The 23,816-nt window shown below is 63.0% G+C and carries 16 protein-coding genes and 1 pseudogene; 16 read left to right on the top strand and 1 reads right to left on the bottom strand.

What is annotated here, in order from left to right:
• Nucleotides 1-12: 12 nt before the first annotated feature.
• From OKW27_RS12755 to OKW27_RS12830, 16 genes and pseudogenes are all read left to right on the top strand, one after another.
• The gene (locus tag OKW27_RS12755; RefSeq protein WP_429333665.1) at nt 13-957 is read left to right on the top strand and encodes an ABC transporter substrate-binding protein; all 945 of its coding nucleotides are present in this window, start codon (nt 13-15) and stop codon (nt 955-957) included.
• A 114-nt stretch (nt 958-1,071) separates the two neighbouring features.
• A complete protein-coding gene (locus OKW27_RS12760) occupies nt 1,072-2,088 on the top strand; it encodes an aldo/keto reductase (RefSeq protein WP_187610742.1) in 1,017 nt (338 codons plus the stop codon).
• A gap of 57 nt (nt 2,089-2,145) precedes the next feature.
• Nucleotides 2,146-2,460, top strand: coding sequence for an L-rhamnose mutarotase (locus tag OKW27_RS12765; protein WP_429333666.1), 315 nt, complete (start codon nt 2,146-2,148; stop codon nt 2,458-2,460).
• Between the two features lie 113 nt (nt 2,461-2,573).
• On the top strand, nt 2,574-3,584 hold the full coding sequence (locus OKW27_RS12770; protein ID WP_429333667.1) for a zinc-binding alcohol dehydrogenase family protein: 1,011 nt from the start codon (nt 2,574-2,576) through the stop codon (nt 3,582-3,584).
• Between the two features lie 25 nt (nt 3,585-3,609).
• On the top strand, nt 3,610-4,749 hold the full coding sequence (locus OKW27_RS12775; RefSeq protein WP_429333668.1) for a mannitol dehydrogenase family protein: 1,140 nt from the start codon (nt 3,610-3,612) through the stop codon (nt 4,747-4,749).
• Between the two features lie 91 nt (nt 4,750-4,840).
• A pseudogene (locus OKW27_RS12780) lies at nt 4,841-5,035 on the top strand (tetratricopeptide repeat protein); the annotation flags it as partial.
• A gap of 456 nt (nt 5,036-5,491) precedes the next feature.
• Nucleotides 5,492-5,914, top strand: coding sequence for a BcsR/BcsP family cellulose biosynthesis protein (gene bcsR, locus OKW27_RS12785; RefSeq protein ID WP_090806611.1), 423 nt, complete (start codon nt 5,492-5,494; stop codon nt 5,912-5,914).
• Between the two features lie 103 nt (nt 5,915-6,017).
• On the top strand, nt 6,018-8,273 hold the full coding sequence (gene bcsA, locus OKW27_RS12790; RefSeq protein WP_429333669.1) for a UDP-forming cellulose synthase catalytic subunit: 2,256 nt from the start codon (nt 6,018-6,020) through the stop codon (nt 8,271-8,273).
• Nucleotides 8,270-10,606, top strand: a complete 2,337-nt coding sequence (gene bcsB / locus OKW27_RS12795) for a cellulose biosynthesis cyclic di-GMP-binding regulatory protein BcsB (RefSeq protein WP_429333670.1) — start codon at nt 8,270-8,272, stop codon at nt 10,604-10,606. The genes bcsA and bcsB (OKW27_RS12795) overlap by 4 nt, the downstream gene beginning before the upstream one ends.
• Nucleotides 10,607-10,688: 82 nt before the next feature.
• Nucleotides 10,689-13,055, top strand: coding sequence for a cellulose biosynthesis cyclic di-GMP-binding regulatory protein BcsB (bcsB, locus tag OKW27_RS12800; protein WP_429333671.1), 2,367 nt, complete (start codon nt 10,689-10,691; stop codon nt 13,053-13,055).
• A gap of 57 nt (nt 13,056-13,112) precedes the next feature.
• Nucleotides 13,113-17,114 (top strand): cellulose synthase subunit BcsC-related outer membrane protein, encoded by a 4,002-nt coding sequence (locus tag OKW27_RS12805; RefSeq protein ID WP_429333672.1) that lies wholly within the window; start codon nt 13,113-13,115, stop codon nt 17,112-17,114.
• Between the two features lie 52 nt (nt 17,115-17,166).
• Entirely contained in the window at nt 17,167-17,817 is a 651-nt protein-coding gene (locus tag OKW27_RS12810; protein ID WP_184066211.1) for an SGNH/GDSL hydrolase family protein, read from the top strand.
• A 50-nt stretch (nt 17,818-17,867) separates the two neighbouring features.
• A complete protein-coding gene (locus OKW27_RS12815) occupies nt 17,868-18,563 on the top strand; it encodes a cell division protein FtsQ (protein WP_429333673.1) in 696 nt (231 codons plus the stop codon).
• A 153-nt stretch (nt 18,564-18,716) separates the two neighbouring features.
• The gene (locus OKW27_RS12820) at nt 18,717-20,126 is read left to right on the top strand and encodes an MBOAT family O-acyltransferase (protein WP_429333674.1); all 1,410 of its coding nucleotides are present in this window, start codon (nt 18,717-18,719) and stop codon (nt 20,124-20,126) included.
• 4 nt (nt 20,127-20,130) lie between these two features.
• A complete protein-coding gene (locus tag OKW27_RS12825) occupies nt 20,131-21,306 on the top strand; it encodes an alginate O-acetyltransferase AlgX-related protein (RefSeq protein ID WP_429333675.1) in 1,176 nt (391 codons plus the stop codon).
• Nucleotides 21,284-22,948, top strand: a complete 1,665-nt coding sequence (locus OKW27_RS12830) for a glycoside hydrolase family 44 protein (RefSeq protein ID WP_429333676.1) — start codon at nt 21,284-21,286, stop codon at nt 22,946-22,948. The genes OKW27_RS12825 and OKW27_RS12830 overlap by 23 nt, the downstream gene beginning before the upstream one ends.
• Nucleotides 22,949-22,999: 51 nt before the next feature.
• Here the strand turns inward: OKW27_RS12830 and OKW27_RS12835 are convergent, their stop codons facing one another.
• Entirely contained in the window at nt 23,000-23,788 is a 789-nt protein-coding gene (locus tag OKW27_RS12835) for a CDP-diacylglycerol diphosphatase (RefSeq protein WP_090806590.1), read from the bottom strand.
• Nucleotides 23,789-23,816: the final 28 nt, after the last annotated feature.

The raw sequence follows: 23,816 nt of genomic DNA on the forward strand, positions 1-23,816 counted from the left end.
AAGGAGTGAGACATGAGAAAGATGTATCTGGCATTGGCCGCCGCACTTTTGACCGCAGTGACGGCGCACGCGAATGCAGCGAACGGAGAGATCGCCGTGATCGTCAAGACGGCCAACTCGAATTATTGGCAGAACGTGCAAAAGGGTGCAACGGAGGGCATGAAAGGGCTGAACGGCTACACGATGACGTTTCAGGGACCGGCGACCGAGTCAGCCGTGGCGGACGAGGTCAATATGGTCGAGAACGCGGTGAACCGGCATGTCGCGGCGATCGTGCTCGCGCCGTCCGATCCTGACGCGCTGATCCCGGCAATGAAGAAGGCCTGGGAGGCAAAAATTCCGGTCGTCCTGATCGATTCGCTCGTGTCCGATTCCGGCAAGCAGTATTACCAGTCGTTTCTCTCGACCGATAACGTCAAGGCCGGTGAGTTGTGCGCGAAAGCGATGATCGACCGTGTCGGACAGACGGGGAAAGTCGCTGTGATGTCGTACGTCGCCGGCGCCGGTTCCGAGATTGGCCGCGTGGGTGGGTTCCGGAAGTATCTCGCGCAGCATTCGAAGCTGCAGATTGTCGGACCGTTCTACTCGCAGTCGCAGATGGCGACCGCGCTCAATCAGACCACCGATGTGCTGTCGGCCAATCCGGATCTGAAGGGCATCTTCGGTGCAAATGAACCGACTGCTGTGGGAATGGGGCGCGCGTTGGCGCAGTCCGGGAAAGCCGGCAAGGTCGTCGCGATCGGCTTTGACGGCAACCAGGACCTCCAGGGCTTCATCAAGGACGGAACCATCCAGGCCATCGCTGTCCAGGGCTCGTATCAGATGGGCTACAAGGGTGTCAAAACGGCGGTGGATGTCATCGAACACAAGCCGGTTACGAAGCAACTGGATACCGGCGTCGTGATGGTCGAGAAGGACAACATCGATCAGCCCGCCGCGAAGAATGTCTTGTATTGAAGCGCGATGCGGACGACGCCCGGCGGCGTTGTCCGCCCTTGAGTCCAGCGCTACTCAAGACGCGCTGTGAAGCGTTGAACATCCGGCAATGAATGCCTGGGAACGGAATTCCTGATGAAAGCAAGTGATCTGCGTGAGGTGTCGCGTGCCGGGGTGCAACTGAGCGCACTGGGTATGGGCTGTTCGCAACTTGGCGGCTTGTATCGCACGATGCCGCCGGAACAGGCGCGCGCGCTGATGGACGAAGCATGGTCGCTCGGTCTGCGCTATTTCGACACTGCACCGTTCTACGGGTACACGCTTTCGGAACGCCGCGTGGGCAACGCGTTGTCAGCGCGGCCACGCGACGAGTTCGTGCTGAGTACGAAAGTCGGCAGGCTTCTTCGGCCGGATCCGACTGTTCAATGCGGCGACGACGGCTGGGCTGAGCCGCTTCCTTTCCGGCCGCACTACGACTACAGCTTCGACGGCGTCATGCGGTCTTTCGAAGACAGCCAGCAGCGTCTCGGTATTGCGCAGATCGATCTGCTGTATGTGCATGACATCGGTCGAATGACACATGGGGATGCAAACGTCGAATTCTGGAAACAGCTTACAGAAGGGGGCGGTTTCCGCGCGCTCGACACGCTGCGCAACGCGGGGGTGGTCAAAGCCATCGGCCTCGGCGTGAACGAGTGGCAGGTCGCGCATGAAGCCATGCAGGAATTACAACTCGATGTGACGTTACTGGCGGGCCGCTATACCCTCCTCGAGCAGGATTGTCTCGCGCCGTTTCTCGACAATTGCGTACGGTATGGGAATTCGATCGTGGTCGGCGGTGTGTTCAATTCTGGCGTGCTGGCAGGTAACGGCAAGTTCAATTACGGGGACGCCCCCGCCGGTGTCGTGTCGCGCGTCAACCGGCTGGCTGAGGTTTGCCGCGAATTCGAGGTTCCGCTACCCGCCGCGGCACTGCAGTTTCCGCTTGCGCATCCTGCGGTTGTGTCGTGCGTGGTGGGCGCGCGCAGTGTCGAACAACTCCAGCAGAACGTCGCGTGGTTTGAGCAGGCGCTGCCAGCCGGATTGTGGCAGGAACTGAAGTCGGACGGTCTGATCGCGGACACCGCACCTGTGCCCGAGGTGGTCGAGTGAGCCTGTGTATCGACGCACATCACCATTAATAGGGAGAATGTAGTGCAACGAATGGGAATGGTCATCGGTATCGATCCGCAGCACATCGACGAATACAAACGCTTGCATGCGCAGGTGTGGCCGACGGTGCTCGATCGCCTGAAACGCTCGAATGTCACCCGCTACTCGATTTTCCTGCGGGAGCCCGAGAACCTGCTGTTTGGTTACTGGGAATACGTCGGAACTGACTATGAAAGCGATATGGCCGAGATTGCGAGCGACCCGGAAACACAACGTTGGTGGAGCCTGTGCGGCCCGTGCCAGAAACCGTTGGTGAGTCGTGCGCCGTCGGAACACTGGGCACGGATGGAAGAGGTCTTTTACCTCGAATAGCGTTGTCTCGACACGGCACTCGTTTGACCTCGCCATGAAGAAACAAATTAACCGGGCTCGCATCGAAACCGCACTATGGCTTCGCGGGTTCTGTAGCTGAAAAAGGAAACCTCATGCTCACTATTATTTGTGAAACTCCCGGCGTACTACGCGCTGAGACGCGCTCACGGCCGCCGCGCGATCGCGGCGAAGTGTTGCTGCGCGTGCGACGCGTCGGCGTATGCGGCACCGACCTGCACATCTTTACCGGCAATCAGCCATTTCTCGCCTACCCCCGCGTGATGGGACACGAACTGTCGGGCACGGTCGAAGAAGCCGACACGGATTCCGGCCTGGACGCCGGCGACCCGGTCTACGTGATGCCCTACCTGTCATGCGGTCAGTGCATTGCCTGCAGGAACGGAAAAACGAACTGCTGCGTGAACATTCAGGTATTGGGCGTGCATCGTGATGGCGCATTGACAGAGTATCTGAGTTTGCCGCGTCAGTTCGTTCATAAGGCTGAAGGAATCACGCTCGATCAGGCGGCAATGATCGAGTTTCTCGCCATTGGCGCGCACGCGGTTCGTCGCGCGGACGTTCAGGCGGGACAGCGCGTGCTGGTGGTCGGTGCAGGTCCGATCGGTATGGCCGCAATGATCTTTTCACGTCTGCGCGGGGCCACGGTGACGGCGCTCGATACACGGCTCGATCGTCTCAACTTCTGCGCTGAGAAAATTGAAGTGGCGGCTACTGTGCAAATCGGTGATACCGACGTCGACGAGCTGGCGAAACTCACCGACGGCGAATTCTTCGATGTGGTCTTCGATGCGACGGGTAATCCGGCTGCCATGGAGCGCGGCTTTGAGTTTATTGCGCACGGCGGGAAATACGTGTTGATTTCCGTGGTGAGAGACAAGATCACTTTCTCCGATCCGGAGTTCCACAAGCGCGAAGCCACCTTGATCGGAAGCCGCAATGCGACTGCGGAAGATTTCGAAACTGTTCTCAGGGCCATGCGTGCCGGTCAGGTGCCCGATGCGGCACTCAACACGCACCGGATGAAGCTTGCCGATGTTCCTGCCGAATTTTCGAAATTGCTCGAACCGTCCGAAGGTGTAGTGAAAGCCATCATCGAATGCTGACTCTGACGCATATCGGATATTTGCCATGAGCCAGCCAATTCTCCAGTTCGGCACTAGCCGCTTTCTTCAGGCGCATGTCGACCTGTTTGTTTCGGAAGCCATGACGCGGGGTGCCGCGCTCGGTGGCATTACAGTCGTGCAGACCACCAGCAGCCAGTCCAGTCAGAAGCGTATTGCAGCGCTGGCAGAGGGCGGGCGATATCCGGTACGGGTTCGAGGCATGCGTCACGGCGTGCTGGTGGACGAGATGCTGAGCGGCGACGCGGTGCGCGCAGCATGGCACGCCGAGTCTCATTGGGCACAAGTGCGAGACGCCGTGGCAGAGCACGTCGAAGTGATTGTTTCCAATACGGGAGACAGGGGATTCCGGCTCGATGACCGAGATACCGCGACGCTCGTGAATCATCCGGAGCGCGTGCCACAGAGCTTTCCGGCCAAGCTGCTGGTGTTGCTTCATGCCCGTTGGGAACGAAACCCTGATGCGCCGCTCTCCCTTTTTCCATGCGAACTCGTGGTCAATAACGGCGATACGTTGCGCGAACTTGTCGTGACTCTCGCGGTAAAGTGGCGGCTGCCGGAGCCGTTCACTACCTACCTTCGAACGCGTTGCATATGGGCCAATTCGCTCGTTGACCGCATCGTTTCGCAGGCGATCGAACCGGTGGGCGCCGTTGCCGAACCGTATGCGCTCTGGGCGATTGAGCAGCAGCCGGGGCTGGTTCTACCCTGCACTCATGAAAACATCGTTTTGACTGACGATCTGCAGCACTTCGAGCGCCTGAAGTTGTTCCTGCTCAATCTCGGTCACAGCTATCTGGCGCAGCGGTGGCTAGAGGACCGCAGACCGGTTGACGAGACCGTATGTCAGGCAATGAACGACCCGATACTACGCGCCAGCCTGGAAACTGTCTGGGCGGAAGATGTGCTCCCGACATTTGCGGTCCTCGGTCAGCGCGAGCAGGCTCTCGCCTATCTCGTCGAGTTACGCGAGCGCCTACTCAATCCGTTTCTTGAGCACCGGATAGCGGACATCGCGCAGAATCACACAGAGAAATTGCAGCGGCGTTTTCTGCCGCTCGTGCAACTTGCCGACAAACTCGGCGTGAAGCCTGGACCGCTGCGAATACGAGCGATGCTGGAGCGCGTCGCATGTCGTTTGCCTTGACGTTCTTCACGTCCTCATAGATGTACGACGCGATTATCGACCGGTCCCGCGTTACATTTCCGACGTCGGCCCTCGTAACGCGGCGTCCGACGGACTGGATGTTGTCGACTGCACGAAAGAGCTGAAGTCGTTCGACGAGTCGGCGGCGCTCGTCGGCAATCTCGATCTGGTCATTACCGTATGCACGTCGGTTGCTCATCTGTCGGGCGCGCTCGGTGTGCCGACACGGCTGCTGCTCGACGTCGACCCGCATTGGGTGTGGATGCTCGGGCGCGACGACAGTCCGTAACACCACGGCACGCTTTTCAAAACCGATTCCCGGCGCAAATTCGGGAATAATCGGACGCCCAATAAAAAGCAAACGTTTGACTGACCATATTTAACATTTTAAACGCTTAACTTTGCTCTGAAATAGCCGATATTTAGATTGGAATTATTTGGGGCCACTCATTAAGTTCCGCTGTACAATACGCGCCGCTTACACGCTCGTACCTCAGCGGCGGGGCCCTCGGTTGCCTTGGCTGAAAAATAAGACCCTGGGCGCGGCTCTCCTGAAGAGGTCTCTAAAGGGCGAGTGTATCAACGGTGCCGCCTCACGATTTGGGAATTATTATGGCGGACGCAATAATGTAACGGAAATAATGGTTATCCTTATTCCTAAGTAAAAATTACAGCAGATTGCCCGACCGGTACGCGGTGCAGTCTGCAACAAACAATATGGGCAGTTCGACGGGGATGGCGTATGAGCAGTGCATCAGACATTTCGAATCTCTTCCAGATGTTGGGCGTGAGCCCGTCGCATTATCAAGAAATAGAAAGAATCGAGCAGGGGCAAGGTTCGCGTGGGCGTTGGTCCATGCAGACCACCTCGTCGCCAGGGGACACGACCCGGGACGACTCGGCTCGCGAGGCTGAAGCCGTTCTTCCCACCGATGTGACTGAAGTGGCCCCCGCCGCGCCGCCGCAGCTGATTGCGCCAGCCGTCCCCGCTGCCGTGTCCGGATCTCTTCCGGTATTGCAAGCCGCCCCCGAACAGCCGGTCCTTCAGTTCAATCCCGAACCTGTCACCGCTCCTCAACAGCCGGACTCTCTGAGCGCCGTGTTTGCGCGCCTGCGGGAACGGAGTGAGCCTCAAGAAGGTGTTCCGCAACGCCAGACGTCATGAACTTCGTCACAGTCTTTTCCGTCAATGACGGCCTGGTTAAAACCACGGTGGCCGCGAACCAGCGCGTCGTGCCGAACCGGCGCACGCGCTAGAAGACCTTTCCATGGCACAGATCAAACGCAGGCTGAGCAAGACGGAGCCGCGGCGGCAAACGCGCAACACGGACCAGAGTGACGATGCCGGAAGTTGGGACGACAAACTTCTGGAAGCGGGGACACGGCTATGGGCGTCGAACTGGCTGCGGCTGGCAGTGACGCTATTGGCCGCGCTGTTGTTCACTTCTGCCATGACGGTCAATCTGGCCGCGTCGAAGCAATGGACGTTTGGCATCCTTTGCATGGTCGTCGCGGTTCTGCTGAACCGCATTCGCGGCAGGATCATCACGGTGTCCCTGGTGGCATTGTCGGTGTTTGTGTCCTTGCGCTACCTGTACTGGCGCCTGACGCAGACGCTGTCCTTTACCACCTCGCTCGACATGACCTTCGGCTGCCTTCTGCTGCTGGCCGAAGGGTACGCGGTGCTCATGCTGTTGTGCAGCTACTTTCAGACGCTCTGGCCTTTGCATCGCCGGCCTGCGCGATTGCCGGCCGATAGCTCGGCGTGGCCGACGGTGGATGTGTACATTCCCACGTTCAATGAGCCGCTGCAGGTCGTGCGGCAGTCGGTGCTGGCCGCCACGCTGCTCGACTGGCCGGCCGACAAGCTGCGCGTGTATGTGCTGGACGACGGCCGTCGTGACGAATTCCGGCAATTCTGCGAGCAGGCTGGCGTGGATTATCTGACCCGGCCGGACAACGCGCATGCCAAAGCAGGCAATCTCAACGCGGCACTCTCCAGGACGAGCGGCGAGTACATCGCAGTGTTCGACTGCGATCACGTCACCACGCGCTCGTTCCTGCAGGTCTGCATGGGTTGGTTCCTGAAAGATCCGAAGATGGCCATGGTGCAGACGCCGCACGTCTTCTACTCGCCCGATCCGTTCGAGCGCAACCTCGAAACCTTCCGCAAGGTGCCCAACGAGGGTGACCTGTTTTACGGCGTGCTGCAAAACGGCAACGACTTGTGGAATGCCGCTTTTTTCTGCGGTTCCTGCGCGGTGCTGCGGCGTTCGGCGCTGGAGGATGTAGGCGGCGTGGCGACGGAAAGTGTCACGGAAGATGCGCTCACCGCGCTCAAGATGAGCACGAGGGGCTACAACACGGCCTATCTCGCCATCCCTCAGGCAGCGGGTCTCGCCACCGAGAGTCTGGGGCGTCACGTCGGTCAGCGCATACGCTGGGCACGAGGCATGGCGGAAATATTCCGTCGCTTCAACCCGCTGTTGATCGCGGGGCTAACACTGCCTCAGCGTCTGTGTTACCTGAGCGCGATGATGCACTTTTTCTTCGGCTTGCCGCGCATCGTGTTTCTGATCACACCGATGGCGTATCTGTTCTTTGGCGCGCACGTCTTTCATGCTTCCGCGCTGATGGTGCTGGCCTATGTCGTGCCGCACCTCGTCATTTCGAGCCTCGGCGCCTCGCGCATTCAAGGGCGTTTCCGACATTCGTTCTGGAGCGAAGTCTACGAAACGGTACTGGCCTGGTACGTGATTCTGCCCGCGTTGCAAGCCGTACTCTTTCCAGGCAGCAAAGGCTTCAACGTGACGTCCAAGGGCGGGGTGATCCGTCAGTCCTTCCTGGACTGGGCGATGGCCCGGCCCTACATCGTTCTGCTGCTCATCAATCTGACCGGATTCATGGTGGGTGTCGCAGGTCTGATCCGCAGTCCGGGCTGGCCCGAAGCGACGAGCATTCTGTTCAACCTGGTATGGGTAACCTACAACATCATGAACCTCAGCGCGGCCGCGGGCGTAGCGAGCGAATCGAGACAGTTGCGTCTCGCTCCGCGGGTCCAGATCGAACTGCCGGCCGCCGTGATTCACGCCGACGGAACTCGCATCGACTGTCAGACCAGCGACTATTCGCACGGTGGTCTGGGGCTGGTGCTGCCTGAGGGCGCACCGTTGCCGGAGCACGGCGATCGCATCACGGTGGCGGTGTTGCGCGACGACTACGAGGACGTTTTCCCGGCCGAAGTGCAGGTGTGCCGCGGACGCACCATCGGCGTGAGTTTTCCGACCCTGACGATCGCTCAGGAGCGCGCCTGGATAGGGGCGACGTTTTCGCGCGCCGACAGTTGGATCGCCTCATGGGGCAGCTATCGTCCCGACAGGCCGCTGCGAAGCCTGTTTGAGGTGCTCGGCGTCGGCATGCGCGGCTTCGGGGAGTTGTTCCGGCATCTGTTCCTGGGTGGGCGTGAGCGCCTTGGCCGTTCGTCCGCAGACCCGGCAAGCGACTTGGGAACAAAGCAATCGTGAGTGTCGGCTACCTGTCGCTTTTGCGCTCCTTGACGAGCGCGCGCCGGTTGGGCGCGGTGTTGTGTTCGGTCCTGTTGCTCGGAGCGGGCGACGTGCTGGCCGCGACGGTGCCCGCGTCGGCTGTCCCGGTCGATGCCGTGCGGCAAAGCCCGCACCCGGAACTCAGCGCGGCGGCGCCGGCCGACGCGTATACCTACCGGATCCCGCTGCTGCGGCAAAACGCGGAACAGGGATTGACCTTGCTCGGCGAGGATGCCTATGCGGGCATGGACTTCGGTTTGCGCCGCGACGAGCGCGTAGTCAGCGCGCGGCTCGTGCTGGACTACAGTTACTCGTCCACCTTGCTGCCTACGCTCTCACATCTCAAGGTGTTGCTCAACAGCGTTGTGGGGGCGACCGTAGCGTTGCCCGAACCGGCGCCGCGGACGCCGGCGCATATCAGTGTGGATCTGCCGGTGTCGCTGCTGTCCGGGTTCAACCAGCTCACCCTCGAGTTGATCGCGCATAGCAAGGCGAGCGATCAGGGCAACAATCCGCTGAGTTCCGACCTGTGGCTGAAGCCCGGGCCGGACAGTGCGCTGGAACTGACCGTGGTTCCGGCGACCCTGTTTAGTGACCTGTCGCAACTGCCCGCGCCGTTCCTCGACGTGCGCGATGTGCGCAGGGTGGAGCTGCCCGTCGTGCTGCCGCAAGCGCCTCGCGCGCAGCGCCTCGAATCGGCCGGTATCGTGACCTCGTGGCTGGGTGCGCAGGCGGGCTATCGCGGTGCGCACTTCTCCGCGAGCCTGGGTGCGATACCCGCGCACGGACATGCGGTGGTGCTCGCGCTGCCGGGCGAGGTGCCGGGCTTGACCCTGCCTGCGGTGGAAGGGCCGATGCTGGCCATCGTGCCCAACCCCAATGACGCTAACGGCAAGCTGCTGCTGGTCATGGGCCGCAACGACGCGCAGATCCGCGAGGCCGCGACCGCGCTGGTGCTTGGCGCAAAGACGCTGTCGGGCTCTCTGGTCAAGATCGACGCCCCGGTTTCCGTTGTGCCGCGCAAGCCTTATGACGCACCCAACTGGCTGCCGGGCGACCGCCCGGTGCAGTTGGGCGAGATGCTAGCGGTGGACCGCTTGACGGTGCAGGGCTTTCGCCCTGGGGCGATCAATGTGGACCTGCGTCTGCCGCCGGGTCTGTTCGGTTTTGACAACAGCGGCGCGGTGCTGAACCTGCATTACCGTTATACGGCCCGTCCGGAGTCAACGCGCTCGGAGCTCGGTGTGCTGGCCGGCAACACGCCCCTGCAGACCTTGCCGCTGACAGGCGACGCGTCGGACGGTGATGCGGTGATACGCGTTCCGACCTATCTGCTGCCGCCGTTGACGACGCTGCAATTCGACTATCGCTACGAGTCGGTGGCGCCGAAAGACCACGTCGAGGATGTGCCCGGCGGCCCGCTCCTGAGCGCCATCGATCCGACTTCGACGATCGACATTTCCCAACTGCCGCGTTACGCAGCCATGCCGGATCTGCGCGCCTTCGCAGACGCAGGCTTTCCGTTCACGCGGATGGCCGATCTGTCCGAGACGGCGGTGATCCTGCCCGCACAGCCGGTCGCTGGCGACTATTCCGCTTACCTGACGCTGATGGGCAGCATGGGTCAAACCACGGGTTATCCGGTGCTGGGCGTGACGGTGGGCGATCCAGCGCAGGTTGACGCGCTGCGTCGCAAGGACCTGCTCGTGCTGGCGTCGGGCGATAACCAGCCCTTGCTCAAAGCATGGCGTGATGATCTGCCGCGCGGCTTCTTCGCTCCGGTTGCTTCATCGGACCGCTGGATCGCCGCGTGGTGGGAAAAGCTGACGGGTGGGCATGCGCAGGCTGAACGCGAGGCCGCCATCGCCGCACTGTATGGCAGCGACGACCATGACGGCATGTTGGCGGGACTCGAGTCGCCGCTGGCTCGCGGCCGCAGCGCGGTGGTCGTATCGGGCAATACGCCGGACGGTCTCGACGCTGTCGTGGACGTGCTGCAAGCCAACCGCTACCTCATCAGCAAGCGTCCGGACGACAAGATCAGCGGCAGCCTCGTGGTCGTGCATGACGGCACGCTCACCACGCTGAGCAACGATCAAAGCTATTTCATCGGGTCCTTGCCGCCTCGGCTCGCGCTCGAATGGTTCTTCGCGAGCCACATCCTGCTGCTGCTCGTGGCGACGCTCGCCAGCGTCGTGCTCATAGGTTTGCTCGGCGGCGTGTTTCTGCACCGGCGTGCCCTGAATCGATTAGACCTGGATATTCCCCAGACATCGCAACGTGAAGAAGGACGAAGAGGTTCTCATGTTTAGAAGACGGCCTGACATCTCCCGGGCACGCCTTGCGCGTTGCATGACTGCGCAACCAGTATGGCCGGCACTGTTGCTCGGTTGTATGTTTGTCACATCGACGCTAACCCAGGCCGCGCAACCAGCGGCGGCTGCCGCCGCTGCGCGGCAGGACGCGTCGGCTTCGGCCGGTGGCGCGGCCAACCCGTCCGCGCGGCCGGCAACGGCAGATAGCAACGCGGCGCCGCTGCAGTCCGCGCCGGACGCCGGAGCCGCTACCGCGGCTTCTTCGACGGTGACCTATTCGCTGCAGCAACTCGGCGCGCAATACGCGCTCAACCTGCGCGGCGTCGACGGCAGCAATACGCTGCCGGTCGGCGTGCGCGACGATCGGGTCGTCACAGGTGCGCGACTGAACCTGCGCTATGCCTATTCGCCGGCGCTGCTGCCCGATCTGTCGCACATCAATGTGCTGGTCAACGATCAGGTGGCGGCATCGATCGACGTGCCCAAAAACACGTCCGGCACCAACCTGCAGCGCACTATCACGCTGCCGCCGTATCTGTTCACCGCGAACAGCAAGCTGCGTCTGCAACTGATCGGCCACTACACCAACCAGTGCGAAGACCCGCTGCATTCGAGCCTGTGGGCCAACATCAGCAACGACAGTACGCTGAGCATCGACACCCAGCCGCTGGCGCAGGCCGGCGATCTGGCTCGCCTGCCGCGACCCTTCTTCGACGAGCACGATATTCGCCGGTTGGACCTGCCGTTCGTGTTCGCCGGCAATCCTGATACGGCCGCGCTGGAAGCGGCTGGCGCCGTGTCGTCGTGGTTCGGCGCATTGGCGAAATATCGCGGCGCGCAATTTCCGGTATCGATCTCTACCGTGCCTGCCAGGGGCAACGCGGTCGTCATCGTCGACAGCGCGGCGCAAGCGAGCCTGGCGGACTCGCCGCTGCAAGGTCCGACTCTCGCCGTCGTGACCAACCCCAACGATCCCAACGGCAAGCTGTTGCTGGTGATGGGCCGTGACGGCAAGGAACTCAAGCAGGCCGCCGACGCGCTGGTCACGGGCACCCAGACGCTGTCGGGTTCGAGCGCGCTCATCACGCGGTTCGCCGACCTCGCGCCGCGCAAGCCGTACGATGCGCCGCGCTGGCTGCGCACCGACCGTCCGATGTCGTTGGGCGAACTCGTCGATACCAAACAATTGCAGGTGTCGGGCTACAGCCCCGATCTGATCCGCATCAATATGCGCGTGCCGCCCGACCTGTTCGGCTGGCATGCACCCAACGTGCCGATCGACCTGCATTACCGCTATACGCCGCAGCCTTATATGGTCAATTCGTCGCTGCTGTTCAGCGTCAGTGACCAGTTCATGAAGTCGATTCCGCTGCTCTCGCTCGAACGGCTCGAGGGCGGCAGCAAGCTGCGGGGTGAAGTTTTGCCCGACAGCAGCCTGCCGCGCCAGGCGAAACTGGAAGTGCCGCTGGAGGCGCTGTTGCAGCCGAATACCCAGTTGCAGTTCCGCTACATGTACGACTACATCAAGCAGGGCGAGTGCCGGGACATCATCATCGACAACGTGCGCGGCGCGGTCGATCCCGAATCGACGATCGATCTGTCGCAGTATCCGCACTACATCGCCATGCCGAACCTGGCCTCGTTCGCCCAGGCGGGCTTCCCGTTCACGCGCATGGCCGACCTGTCCGGAACGGACGTCGTATTGGGCCCCAACGCGGGCACACCGGAATACAGCACGTATCTGGCGGTGATGGGCCGCATGGGCGATTCGACCGGCTATCCGGCGCGCGGCGTCATCGTGCTGCGCGGTCAGCGCATCGACGCGATGCCGTCCGACAAGGATCTGCTCGTGATCGCCTCGGGTGCGGACCAAGCCTGGCTCAAGGACTGGGCGCGGACCATGCCCGCGGCGTATGACCACAGCGCGCAGTTCGCCGTCTCGGATCTGCCGGGTCGCGTGCTGGGCTGGTTCCATGCCAACCCGCGGCTCGACGCCGAACCCCGCCGCCTGTCGCTGGCCTGGTCGGGGCCGGGCGTGAGCGCCGTGCTCGCAGGCTTCGAATCGCCGAAGCAACCGGGCCGCAGCGTGGTCATGCTGGCCAGCAATCAGCCCGACGGCCTGACGGATGCGGTCTCCGCGTTGCTGGATGCGCCGAACTCGGGCAAGCAGCCCATCCAGGGAAGCCTCGTGTCGATCCGCGGCACGGAAGTCGATTCGCTCGTGAGCGAGCATACCTACTACGTCGGGCATCTCGGCGTCTGGCGCGGCCTCGACTGGTGGCTGGCTTCATTCGGCCTGTCGCTCGCGTGGGTGCTGAAGGCGCTGGGCATCATCGCGCTCGTGCTGATCGCGGTTGGTCTGTTTTCGTTCTTGCGGCGCCGCCAGGCCCGGCGTGACGCTGAAGCCCGTGAGCGGCTGCGGGCATCGCGGCAGCAACAATCATAATCAAGGAAAGTCATGGTAGTCAGACGCAGCCGCAACCGGGCCTGGATTCTCGGACTGATGGTCGCCTCGGTCGGCCACCCGGGCTGGGCGCTGGATGCTACGTCCAACATGCTGCTGGAACAGGGCCGCTACTGGCAAACGCATGACAAGCCCGATCTGGCCGCGCAGTCCTGGTCGAAACTGCTGCTGAGCGACCCGAAGCAGCCCGAGGCGCTGTATGGGATGGGCACGATCGCCGTCGGCAAGCAGCAGTTCGCGGCGGCGAACGGGTATCTGGCCAGACTTCGTGCGGCCGCGCCGGACAGCCGCTTCGTGCCGCTGCTCGAGCAGAGCTTGCGCCTCGCGGTCGAACCGGGTAAGTCCACCTTCGCCAAGGCGCGCCAGATGGCGCAAGACGCCGTCAACCAGAAGGATCAGGCCGCGTTGTTGGCGGCCATCGCCGAATATAACAAGGCCTTGGGCGGTAAAGCGCCGCAGGGCAGTGTGGCGCGAGAGTATTACAGCTATCTGGGCTATACGGATGGCGGTGTGGATCAGGCCATCCAGGGCCTCGAGCGCCTGAATGCCGAGACGCCGAACGATCCGAACACCATGTTGCCGCTGGCCCAGCATATGGTGCGCGACGAACAGGATCGCGCGGCGGGTGTCGCCCTTCTGGAAAAGCTTGCCGCTCGTCCGGACATCGGCGGCGAAGCGACCGAAGTCTGGCGCTCCGTGCTGACTTGGGTCACGCCCACGCCGAAAAACAGATCGTGGTTTGAAGACTATCTCAAGCTGCATCCGGACGACGACGAAATACGCCATCAGATGCTGGCGCCGCATCCGCTCGCACCGGCCGGTCCGGTCGTGGATGCACGACTGACACGCGGTTTCGCCGCGTTCAAGTCAGGCGACATCACCACGGCCGAGCAGTCCTTTTCCGCTGTGCTGCGTGACAAACCCGACAGCACGGATGCGCTGGGGGGACTGGGCCTCGTGCGCATGCAGCAAGGCGACCTGGCGCAGGCGCAGACGCTGCTGTCGCGGGCGGTGTCGCGTCCGGGCGCGGGCGCGAACTGGGCCAAGGCCCTCAATTCCGCGCGCTACTGGCTGCTGGTGAACCAGGCCGAGGGCGCGCAAAACGTGGGCGACTTCGCCGCCGCGCGACGCGAACTCGATCAGGCGCTGCGGCTGGATCCAGCCGAGCCGGGCGGGCGCAATGCGTCGGCCCGGTTGGATGCGGCGCAGGGCGATCTGACGCGTGCTGAAAAGGGCTACCGCGACGTGCTGGCGAGAAGCCCCGATAACCGCGAGGCGGCGAGCGGCCTCATCGATATCCTGGCGCAGACGGGACGCGCCGATGAGGCCCAGAAGTTGATCGACGGCATGTCACCCGAGCAGAAGGCCGGCATCGGCGGGCTCGATCGGCTGCGCGCCGCCGTCGCCGCCGCTCGGGCCGATGCCGCCGCGCAGCGTGGCGATCTGAGCGCGGCCCGGCACATTCTGGAAGACGCCCAGCGCAGCGCGCCCGACAACCCGTGGATTCGTCTGGAACTGGCGCGCTACGATCTCAAACAGGGGCATGCCGACGAAGCGAAGCAACTCGTCGACGGCCTGCTCGTCACGAACCCGGACAATCCCGAAGCGCTCTATGCGAGCGCGCTGCTGGCCATGCAGATGGGCGACTGGACGCGCGCGCAGGACACGATGACGCGCATCTCCACCGCCTCGCGCACGCCGAACATGGTTGCGACGGCGCAGCAGATCGATTTTCAGATGGTCGTGGCGCAAGCCTCGCAAACGGCGCTCGAAGGCAATCTGGAGGATGCGCGCAGTATGCTGGCGCGGCTCGAACCCGCGGCGGGTCAAGACCCGGCCAAGGTGGGCGCGTTGGCGCAGGCGTATGTCGACGCGGGCAATACGCCGCGCGCCATGAGCCTGATGCACGGGCTGATGCCTAACGGTCTGCAGGGCAGCGGACCGGATGTGCAACTGGCTTATCTGGGCCTGTTGCTCAAGACCGGCCAGTATGTCCAGGCCGGGCTCGCGATGCGCGAGTTGCACGGCCGGACGCTGACCGCGGACCAGCGCCGGCAACTGGACGAACTGAACTACCTCTACACGGTGCGACTGGCTGACCAGCAACGTCAGCAAGGTGACCTCGCGCAGGCCTACGACACGCTGGCGCCGATCCTCGCGAAGCGGCCCAACGACAGCCTCGCCACGGCCGCGCTCGCGCGCATGTACGCCGCCGATGACAAGTATGACCAGGCACTGTCGCTTTACCAGAAGGCGCTCGTCAACGACCCCAACAATCCGGGTTTGCAACTGGGCGTCGCGATGGCGGCAGTGCAGGCCGGCAAGAACAGCGTTGCCGATGCGGCATTGAAAGAGGCCGTTGCGAAGGCGCCCAACGATCCCGACGTGCTGGCCGGCGCCGCGCGCATTTACGTCATGCAGGGCAAGACCCGCGAAGCGCAGTCGCTGCTGGAATCCGCCATTGCCGCCAAGGAAAAGCGGCTCGGCGTGCAGGCGCAAGACGTCCACGTGGCGGGCAATCCCTTTGTCCACCACGACGACGCTCACCGTCGTCAGGACCGCCACCGTCGCCTGCCCGCTGCCGAAACGTTCGCCCCGCAACCCGCGGCGCCGGACAGCGTGCCGGCGAACCAGAAGCCTGGTTTCGGGCCCGCTGCTGCTCCGGCTGCTACCGCGGCGAGCGCGACTGCCTCGACCGTGACATCCACGGCTGCGCGCGAGCGCTCGTCCTCTGCTCCATCCGCTCTGCCAACCGTGGCGGGCACGCCGGTCGGCGGCCTGGCGCCGCAAGACACGGTCGCGGTGAGCGAGCCTCAGGACGGTTCGCCGTCGCTCGAGGAAATGCGTAATGAACTCAGCGACCTCCGTGCGCAGCGTTCACCGGAAGTCAGGGGTGGGCTGTTCGTCTCGTCGAACAACGCAGCACCCGGTACGGGTCAGTTGACGAGCGTGCAGCAAGCTCTGGAAGGGGTGCTGCCGGTCGACAACGGCAAGCTTTCCATTCGCGTGACGCCGGTTGAACTCGAGGGCGGCACGTTGGCTACCGACGTCTTCAGCGCCAGTCAGTTCGGCGGCGGCCCGGCCGCCACCCGGGCGCAGCAGGCCGGCAAGGTCGCCGCACCGGGCAAACAGACCGCCTACGGCGTCGGTCTGGGTCTCGGCTACGAGACTGGGAACTGGATGGCCGACATCGGCACCACGCCTTTGGGTTTCAAGTACACCAATGTCGTTGGCGGCGTGATGTTCAGGAACTCCATCGATGCCGGGCAGGGCAGTTGGTTCAACGTGGGCGTATCGCGCCGCGCCGTGACGGACAGCATCACGTCTTTTGCTGGCTCGACCGATTCGCGATCCGGCTTGAGCTGGGGCGGCGTGACTGCCACCGGCGTGCATGGTGCGATCGGCCTCGACAATCAGGACTACGGCGTCTACGGCTACGGTTCCGCGAAATACCTGGACGGCCATAACGTCCAGTCCAACGTCGGTGCCGAGGTCGGCGCCGGGACGTACTGGTACCTGCTGCGCACGCAGAACAGCATGCTGAGCGCGGGCGTGAACCTGAGCGGCATGATCTACGACCACAACGAAAACAACTTCACCTACGGCAACGGTGGCTACTTCAGCCCGCAGCGGTTCTATGCGTTCAACCTGCCGCTCACGTGGGCGCAGCGTTCGGAGCGCTGGACCTACAAGCTGCAAGCGGCCGTCGGTGTGCAGTACTACCACCAGGCCGGCTCGGCGTATTTCCCGACCGACAGCGGGTTGCAGGCCGCAGCAGTCTCAGCGGCTTCGACGATTGGCCTCGCCGACGGCGCGATCCATCCCGACCAGTCCTCGACCGGCTTCGGCTACAACCTGCTGGCCACGGCCGAATACCGCTTCACCAATCATCTGACTGGCGGAGCCTCGGTGGGCGCCAACAACGCGTCCAGCTACCGGCAGTGGGCGGCGGGCCTGTATCTGCGCTATACCCTTGCGCCGCAGACGAAGGCACTGGATATGCCGGTCATCCCTTACCAGTCGCATTACAGCGATCAGTAGCCCGCCATACTGATCGATCGGACATTGATTATTTTTCAGGAGTCGAAGAGTCATGCTTGCTTCCGTACTTGCTGGTCTCAGCATTCTCATCGTCGGCGATAGCCATCTGAGCGAACCCGGTTATCTCATCGATACGTTGCAGGATCAGTTGATCGCCGCTGGCGCGCAGGTGCATACCTACAGCGTCTGCGGCAGTATTCCCGGCGATTGGGTGAAGTCCGTGCCCGGCACATGCGGTGGCGCCGAGCGTAACGGCAAGGCGCCCCTGGTCATCGACCACAACGCGAAGACCCAACCCGTCGATCAATTGATCGCCGCGAACAAGGCCAAGCTCGTCATCATCGTCCAGGGCGACACGATCGGCGGATACAGCAAGGACGATTTCCCGAAGGCCTGGGCCTGGCAGCAGGTCACGGCGCTGACGCAAGACCTGGCCGCCAACAAGACGGCTTGCGTCTGGGTAGGGCCGGTCTGGGGCACCGAGGGCGGCAAGTACCAGAAGAGCTTCGCCCGTGTGAAGCAGCTGTCGTCTTTCCTCGCCGCCAATGTCGCGCCGTGTCAGTACATCGACTCGCTCACGTTTTCCAGGCCGGGCGAATGGGCGACGGTCGATGGTCAGCATTTGACGACGACCGGCTACAAGTACTGGGGCACGGACATCATGAAGGCACTGGTCAAGCTGCCTGTCGTTCCGCAGAAATGACGCGCCGGGCTTCGAGCTGCGCCTGTCCAGGTTTCCCGTTTGAGAAAAGAATGAAAAATTTCCTCTCCTCCCTGTTGTTGTCCGGCTTCGCTCTGTCCGGTCTCGGTTTGTCCGTGCAGCCGGCCATGGCCGCAGAAATTCCGCTATACCCGACCGGTCCCGCAGAGGACTCGTCGTTCGTGCGTTTTGTCGATGGCGGTTCGGGTCCGGTCGACGTGAGCGCGGTGGGGTCGAAAGCGCGTCTGACGCTCGACGCCGCGAACCCGGCCACTCACTTCCTTCCGATCGCCGCCGGCAAACCGGTGGCCGGCACACTGAGAGCCGGTAGCGCGCACCAGGACGTATCGGCGACGGTGCAGCCTGGCGAGTTCGTCAGCATCGTTGCGCTCGATGGCGCGGATAAAGCGGGTGGCCTGCATACGGTGACGGTCCGCGAAAAACCCGACGACTTCAATGCGCTCAAAGCTTCGGTGGCTTTCTACAACCTCGACGCTGGCTGCGCGGCACCCACGCTGAAAGTGCCGGGTCGCGACATCGTGCTGCTCGACGGCGTGGCTGTGGGACAAGCCAGGCGGCGCCAGGTCAACCCGGTCGCCCTCTCGGTGCAGCTGGTCTGCGGCGGCCAGCCTGTGGGGCAGCCGCTCAGCCTGGGTACGCTCGCGGCGGGGCAGCGTTATACGGTGTTGCTCGTGCCGGGCGGGGCGCATTCGCGCATCTTCATGGCGAACGACGCGGTGAGCCACTGATCGCATTTGCGCCTCCTCCTTGAAAGCGACGCCGCTCATCGCCGATTTCCGGCTGTTCCCCGTTTTTCATCTGGTTACGACGGGCAGAGCGGGGTTCGGTGTGTTTCGCGATGGCGCGTCGGTCCAGATATCTTTTTCGATTGAGAACGATGCATGGTTTTCGCGTCCCTCGAATTCCTAACGCTGTTTCTGCCGGCCTTTCTGGCGATCTACGTCGCGTTGCCCGCGCGATGGCGCAATGGCGTGCTGCTGTTTTGCAGCTGGCTTTTCTACGGCTGGTGGAGCCCGGTCTTTCTGCTGCTGTTCATCGCGCTCACCTTCTGGGGCTGGTTCGGCGGCATGGTTATAGACAGGGCGCCGAGCCAGCGTGCACGCGGTGGCTGGCTGGCCGTGTTCATCGTCGTCAACGTCCTGATATTGGGCTGGTACAAGTACGCCAACATCGTGGTCGATAGTCTCGACAGTGTGCTGGGGGCAGGCCATGCAGGGTCCATCCCCTGGCGACACGTCGTGCTGCCCATCGGGCTTTCGTTCATCGTGCTGCAATCCATCTCCTATCTGATCGACGTGCAGCGCGGCACGGTGGCGGCCGATCGCAGCGTGATCCGTTACGGCGCCTATCAGGGGATGTTCGTGCATCTGATCGCGGGGCCGATCATTCGCTATGCGTGGGTGAGGCGCGAGCTGGTGTCGCGCGAGATCGACTGGGACGGTTTTGCAGCCGGCGCAAGGCGGCTCATGGTGGGCATGAGCATGAAGGTGCTGGTGGCCGACACACTCTCGCCGATGGTCGACGCGATCTTCTCGTTGCACGCGCCCACGCTGGCCGACGCCTGGCTGGGCTGCGGTTTCTACACGCTGCAGCTGTTCTTCGATTTCGCGGGCTACAGCGCCATGGCAATCGGGTTGGGGCAGATGCTGGGCTTTCGCTTTCCCGAGAACTTCAAGCATCCGTACCTTGCCAGCAGCATTCAGGATTTCTGGCGCCGTTGGCACCTGTCGTTGTCGAGCTGGATACGCGATTACCTGTACATCCCGCTAGGCGGCAACCGCCACGGTGAGTGGCAAGCCTGCCGCAATCTGTTGCTGACCATGGCGATCGCCGGCCTGTGGCACGGCGGCGATAGCTGGAACTTCCTGCTGTGGGGCCTCGCTCATGGCATCGCCCTGATGGTCGCGCGCCTCTGGCGCCGGTTCGACATGCCGACCATGCCGTCCTGGTTATCGCACGTGCTGACGCTGGTTTTCGTCATGCTCGCGTGGACACTGTTTCGCGCGGCGGGTTTCCCTGCCGCGCTCGCCATGTATCGCGGCCAGTTCGGTTTGAATGGCATCGGCCTGAGCGACGCGACGCTCGTGTTGCTGCGGCCCGTGCACGCTCTGGCTGCCGGGTTGGGCATCGTGTGCGTGCTGCTGCCGCTCTGGCAACAGCGTTGGGATAGCCTTCCCGACACGGCGCTGCGGCAGCTATGGCAGGCGGGGTGGCCGCTAGCGGGTTTTCTGTTGTCGTTCGGTCTGATCGTCGCGCGCGGCGCGGTGCCTTTCCTCTACTTCCAGTTCTGACGCCATGGAAGATCCCAAGCCGCTACCTCAATTACCCGCCTCGCGCGCCAGCAAGATCGCTGCCGTCATCCTGATGGTCTTCCTGTTCGCGGGCCTGCTTTCCAATCTCAGGTTCGCGTCGACGACCGAATCGGTGTTGCCTCATGCCGTGACCCGGGCCGGCATTCTGGACGGTACGGTATCGAAAGAACTCGCCAATCGCATGGCCGATACGCCGATCGCCGCCGACGCGGCGCGCGCGCAGCGTGCGCTGGGCTGGCTGACGCTGCACGATCTGGGGCCGCGCGTGCGGCAGGGCTGCCCGGGCTGGTTGTTCCTGCGCGACGAACTCAGCGTGTATGCCGATAGCGACAGTCATCTCGCCACGCGCGCGGACACGGTGGCCGCCGTGCAGCGCGAGCTGGCGAGGCACGGTATCGCGTTGCTGGTCGTCGTGGTGCCCGACAAGTCGCGTATCGAGCCGCAACATCTGTGCAGTCTGTATCGTCCGGTTTCGTTGGGTGCGCGTCTCGCTGACTGGACCTCGCGTCTGACCGCTGACGGCGTGCAGGTGCTGGATCTAAGTGCGGCGCTGCGTGGCGCGCCGGGCGGCGCTTTTTTTCGGACTGACACGCACTGGACCGAGGACGGCGCGGGTGCCGCGGCGCAGGCCGTGGCGCAGCGCATCCGTGCGATGGGGGTCCCGCTGGGTTCGAGTAAGCCCGACTATCGCGTCACGGACACGCCTCCCGGCCGGCGGCCCGGCGATCTTGTGCGTCTGGCCGGCCTGGATGATTTGCCGCCGTCCTGGCAGCCGAGGCCTGAGATTGCGGCCAGCCGTGACTACATTCCTCAGGCTCAGGCGGCCGCGTCAGCCGACGATCTGTTCGGCGATGCCGATCTGCCTGGCATCGCCGTGATCGGCACTTCTTATTCGACGACGTCCGATTTCGTGCCTCAGCTCGCTTTGGCACTCGGAACAGGCGTGGGTAATTTCGCACGCGAGGGCGGCAAGTTCGGCGGCTCGGCGCGCGCCTATTTCGCGAGTCCGGCTTATGCTCAGACACCGCCCAGGCTCGTCGTTTGGGAATTGGACGAACGGGATCTGCAGTCGCCGCTCGAAGCGGAAGATACGGTCGTCGTGCCGAAATCCAGCGCCATAGACTCACGGACTCCGCATGTCGAAGCCAGCACACTTTAACTGCCATAGCTTGATGGCGATGATGCTAGGGGCGGGCGCGCTGCTATACGCCGATCTGCCCATGGCTGCGCCGCTGCCGGTGACCATTACGGTGGATGCCGCGGCCAACCGGCATCCAATCAGCCCGCTCATCTATGGCTTGAACTTCGGGACGGCGGAAATCCTGCGGGATCTGCGCGTGCCGATCAACCGCTCGGGCGGCAACACCGCTTCGGCTTACAACTGGCGGGTCGACGCTCACAACACGGGCCAGGACTGGTTTTTCGAAAGCCTGCCGACCGATCCAAAAGACATCTACCAATATAACGACCGTTTCGCGGCGCTTACCCGTGACGGACACGCTTTACCGATGCTGACCATCCCGATGATCGGCAGGGTAGCGCGACTCGATAAGGACGGTAAGCCGCTCGTCAGTTTTTCGGTCAACAGGTACGGCAAGCAGCAGAGTGTCGACGCTCACGGTTTGTCTGACGCGGGCAACGGCATCGCACCCGACGGCACGCCTATCAGGAACGACCCGGACGATGCTTCGTTGCTGGACGATCCGCAGAGCCAGCAGGAGCGCGTCAGGCAACTCATGCGTGGATCCGGTAGTGCCGGCTCGGACGGTGTGCATTACTACCTGATGGACAATGAGCCGAGTCTGTGGCAACTCAACCATCGCGACATGCATCCCATCGGCGCCCATGCCAGCGAGGTAGCGAACAAGGTGATCGCCTATTCGCACGCCGTGAAGGCGGCAGACCCGGGCGCGCGGGTCGTGGCGCCGGAAGAGTGGGGTTGGACCGGGTATCGCTTTAGCGGCTTCGATCAGCAGTACTTCGCCGCGCACGGTCAGGGCAATCCGCCGGACAGGGAAAACGAAACGCGAGGCATGGATTACGTCCCATGGCTGCTCACGCAATGGAAGCAGGCCGGCCGCCCTGTCGACGTTTTCAGCCTGCACTTTTACCCACAAGGCGGAGAATTCAAGGAAAACCAGAATGCGGCCACGGCTGAAACGCCTGCCATCGAACTCGCCCGTAACCGCTCCACGCGCGACCTGTGGGATACGAGCTACAAGGATCCGACCTGGATCAATAGCGTGGTGGCCCTGATTCCGTTGATGCGGCGGTGGGTCGACAGCTATTACTACGCGGGTACGCCGATCGCGCTGACGGAATACAGTTGGGGCGGCGATACGACCATGAACGGCGCCACGGCCCAGGCCGACGTGCTGGGCATCTTTGGCCGGGAAGGGTTGGACATTGCCACGCGCTGGGGCACATTGAATCGGGACATGCCGGTCTACAAGGCGATCAAGCTCTATCGCAACTACGATGGCCAGGGCTCGGGCTTCGGCACCACCAGCATCGCCGACACGCAGCCCGACCCGGATCGGGTCTCGTCCTTTGCCGCCGTGCGTGATCACGACCGCGTCATGACCATCGTGGTGATCAACAAGCAGCTTGATCAACCGGCTGACGCCACCATTGCGATCAACAACTTTGATGTGATTCAAGGCAAAGCCCAGACCTGGCAACTCATGGACAATGCCATATCCCGTCTGCACGACACCGACTATGCGAGCGGCCAATTGCACCTTACTCTGCCGCCGAAAACCGTAACCTTGCTGGTTTTGCACGGCGCGGGCCGGCAATGACTCCGTTACTCGCATGCTGGTGCGGGCCAATTCTGCGTGTTCGGCAAACGCTCAATGATCGTCCGCGACGCGGCACGCGTGATCGAGCAGCCCTTCGGCCGTGCCGCTGCCGCCTTCGATGTCGATGCCGCTGTTGACGATCAGCCAGCCATCCCGAGCCGCGGACGGGCCCGCGCCGGTAACCAGGATGGTTTGCGTGGCCATCGTCGCCGGATCAGGATTGTCGCGGGCGACGATCCGGAACGGGTTGTCGGCGCCGCTCAGCGAGTTCACCCGCATGATCCTGTAGCGCTCGCCATCGAGCGTCTGCCAACGCCACTCGCCGGGCGTATCGTGAGCGTGATCGGCGAGCGCGGCGCTGACTTCACGCCGCATGCAATCGATGTGGATATGCAGCTGGTTTTGCGAGCGACGAGATTCGGAGTTGATTTCGAGGCCGAGCTGATCGTCGGGCAACTCGCGTTTGACCGCTTGCTGCACGTAATGACGCGAATCCCACGCGTCACGCCAGTAGTCCTTCGCATCGGGCGCGACGATCAGCGGACTTTCGATGCCGGTGATGCGATCGGTCGGCATCAGCAGAAACTGCGAGCGGCCGAGAATGTCCTTCAGGACGACGTAGCGTTTGTCGAGATCGACGACCGTGCATTGACCCGGTGTGCCCGTTGCCTGCTGCGACGGCACGCAGCGGATGTCGACGATCTTCCACAGCGCGTTGGAATCGACCGTCGCGAGGCGCGCGCAGGCGCTGGCGGCGAAAGCGACCGCGAGCACGGCGCTCAAGTGAACGACGCGGCGTACGAGGCCGTGAGATGAGAGGGCGGTGGCGGGGTTCGTCATCGTCGCTTAGGGGGAGGTTCGGGCGGGC

It is taken from the genome of Paraburkholderia sp. 35.1 (assembly GCF_050436525.1).
GTDB classification, from domain to species: domain Bacteria; phylum Pseudomonadota; class Gammaproteobacteria; order Burkholderiales; family Burkholderiaceae; genus Paraburkholderia; species Paraburkholderia tuberum.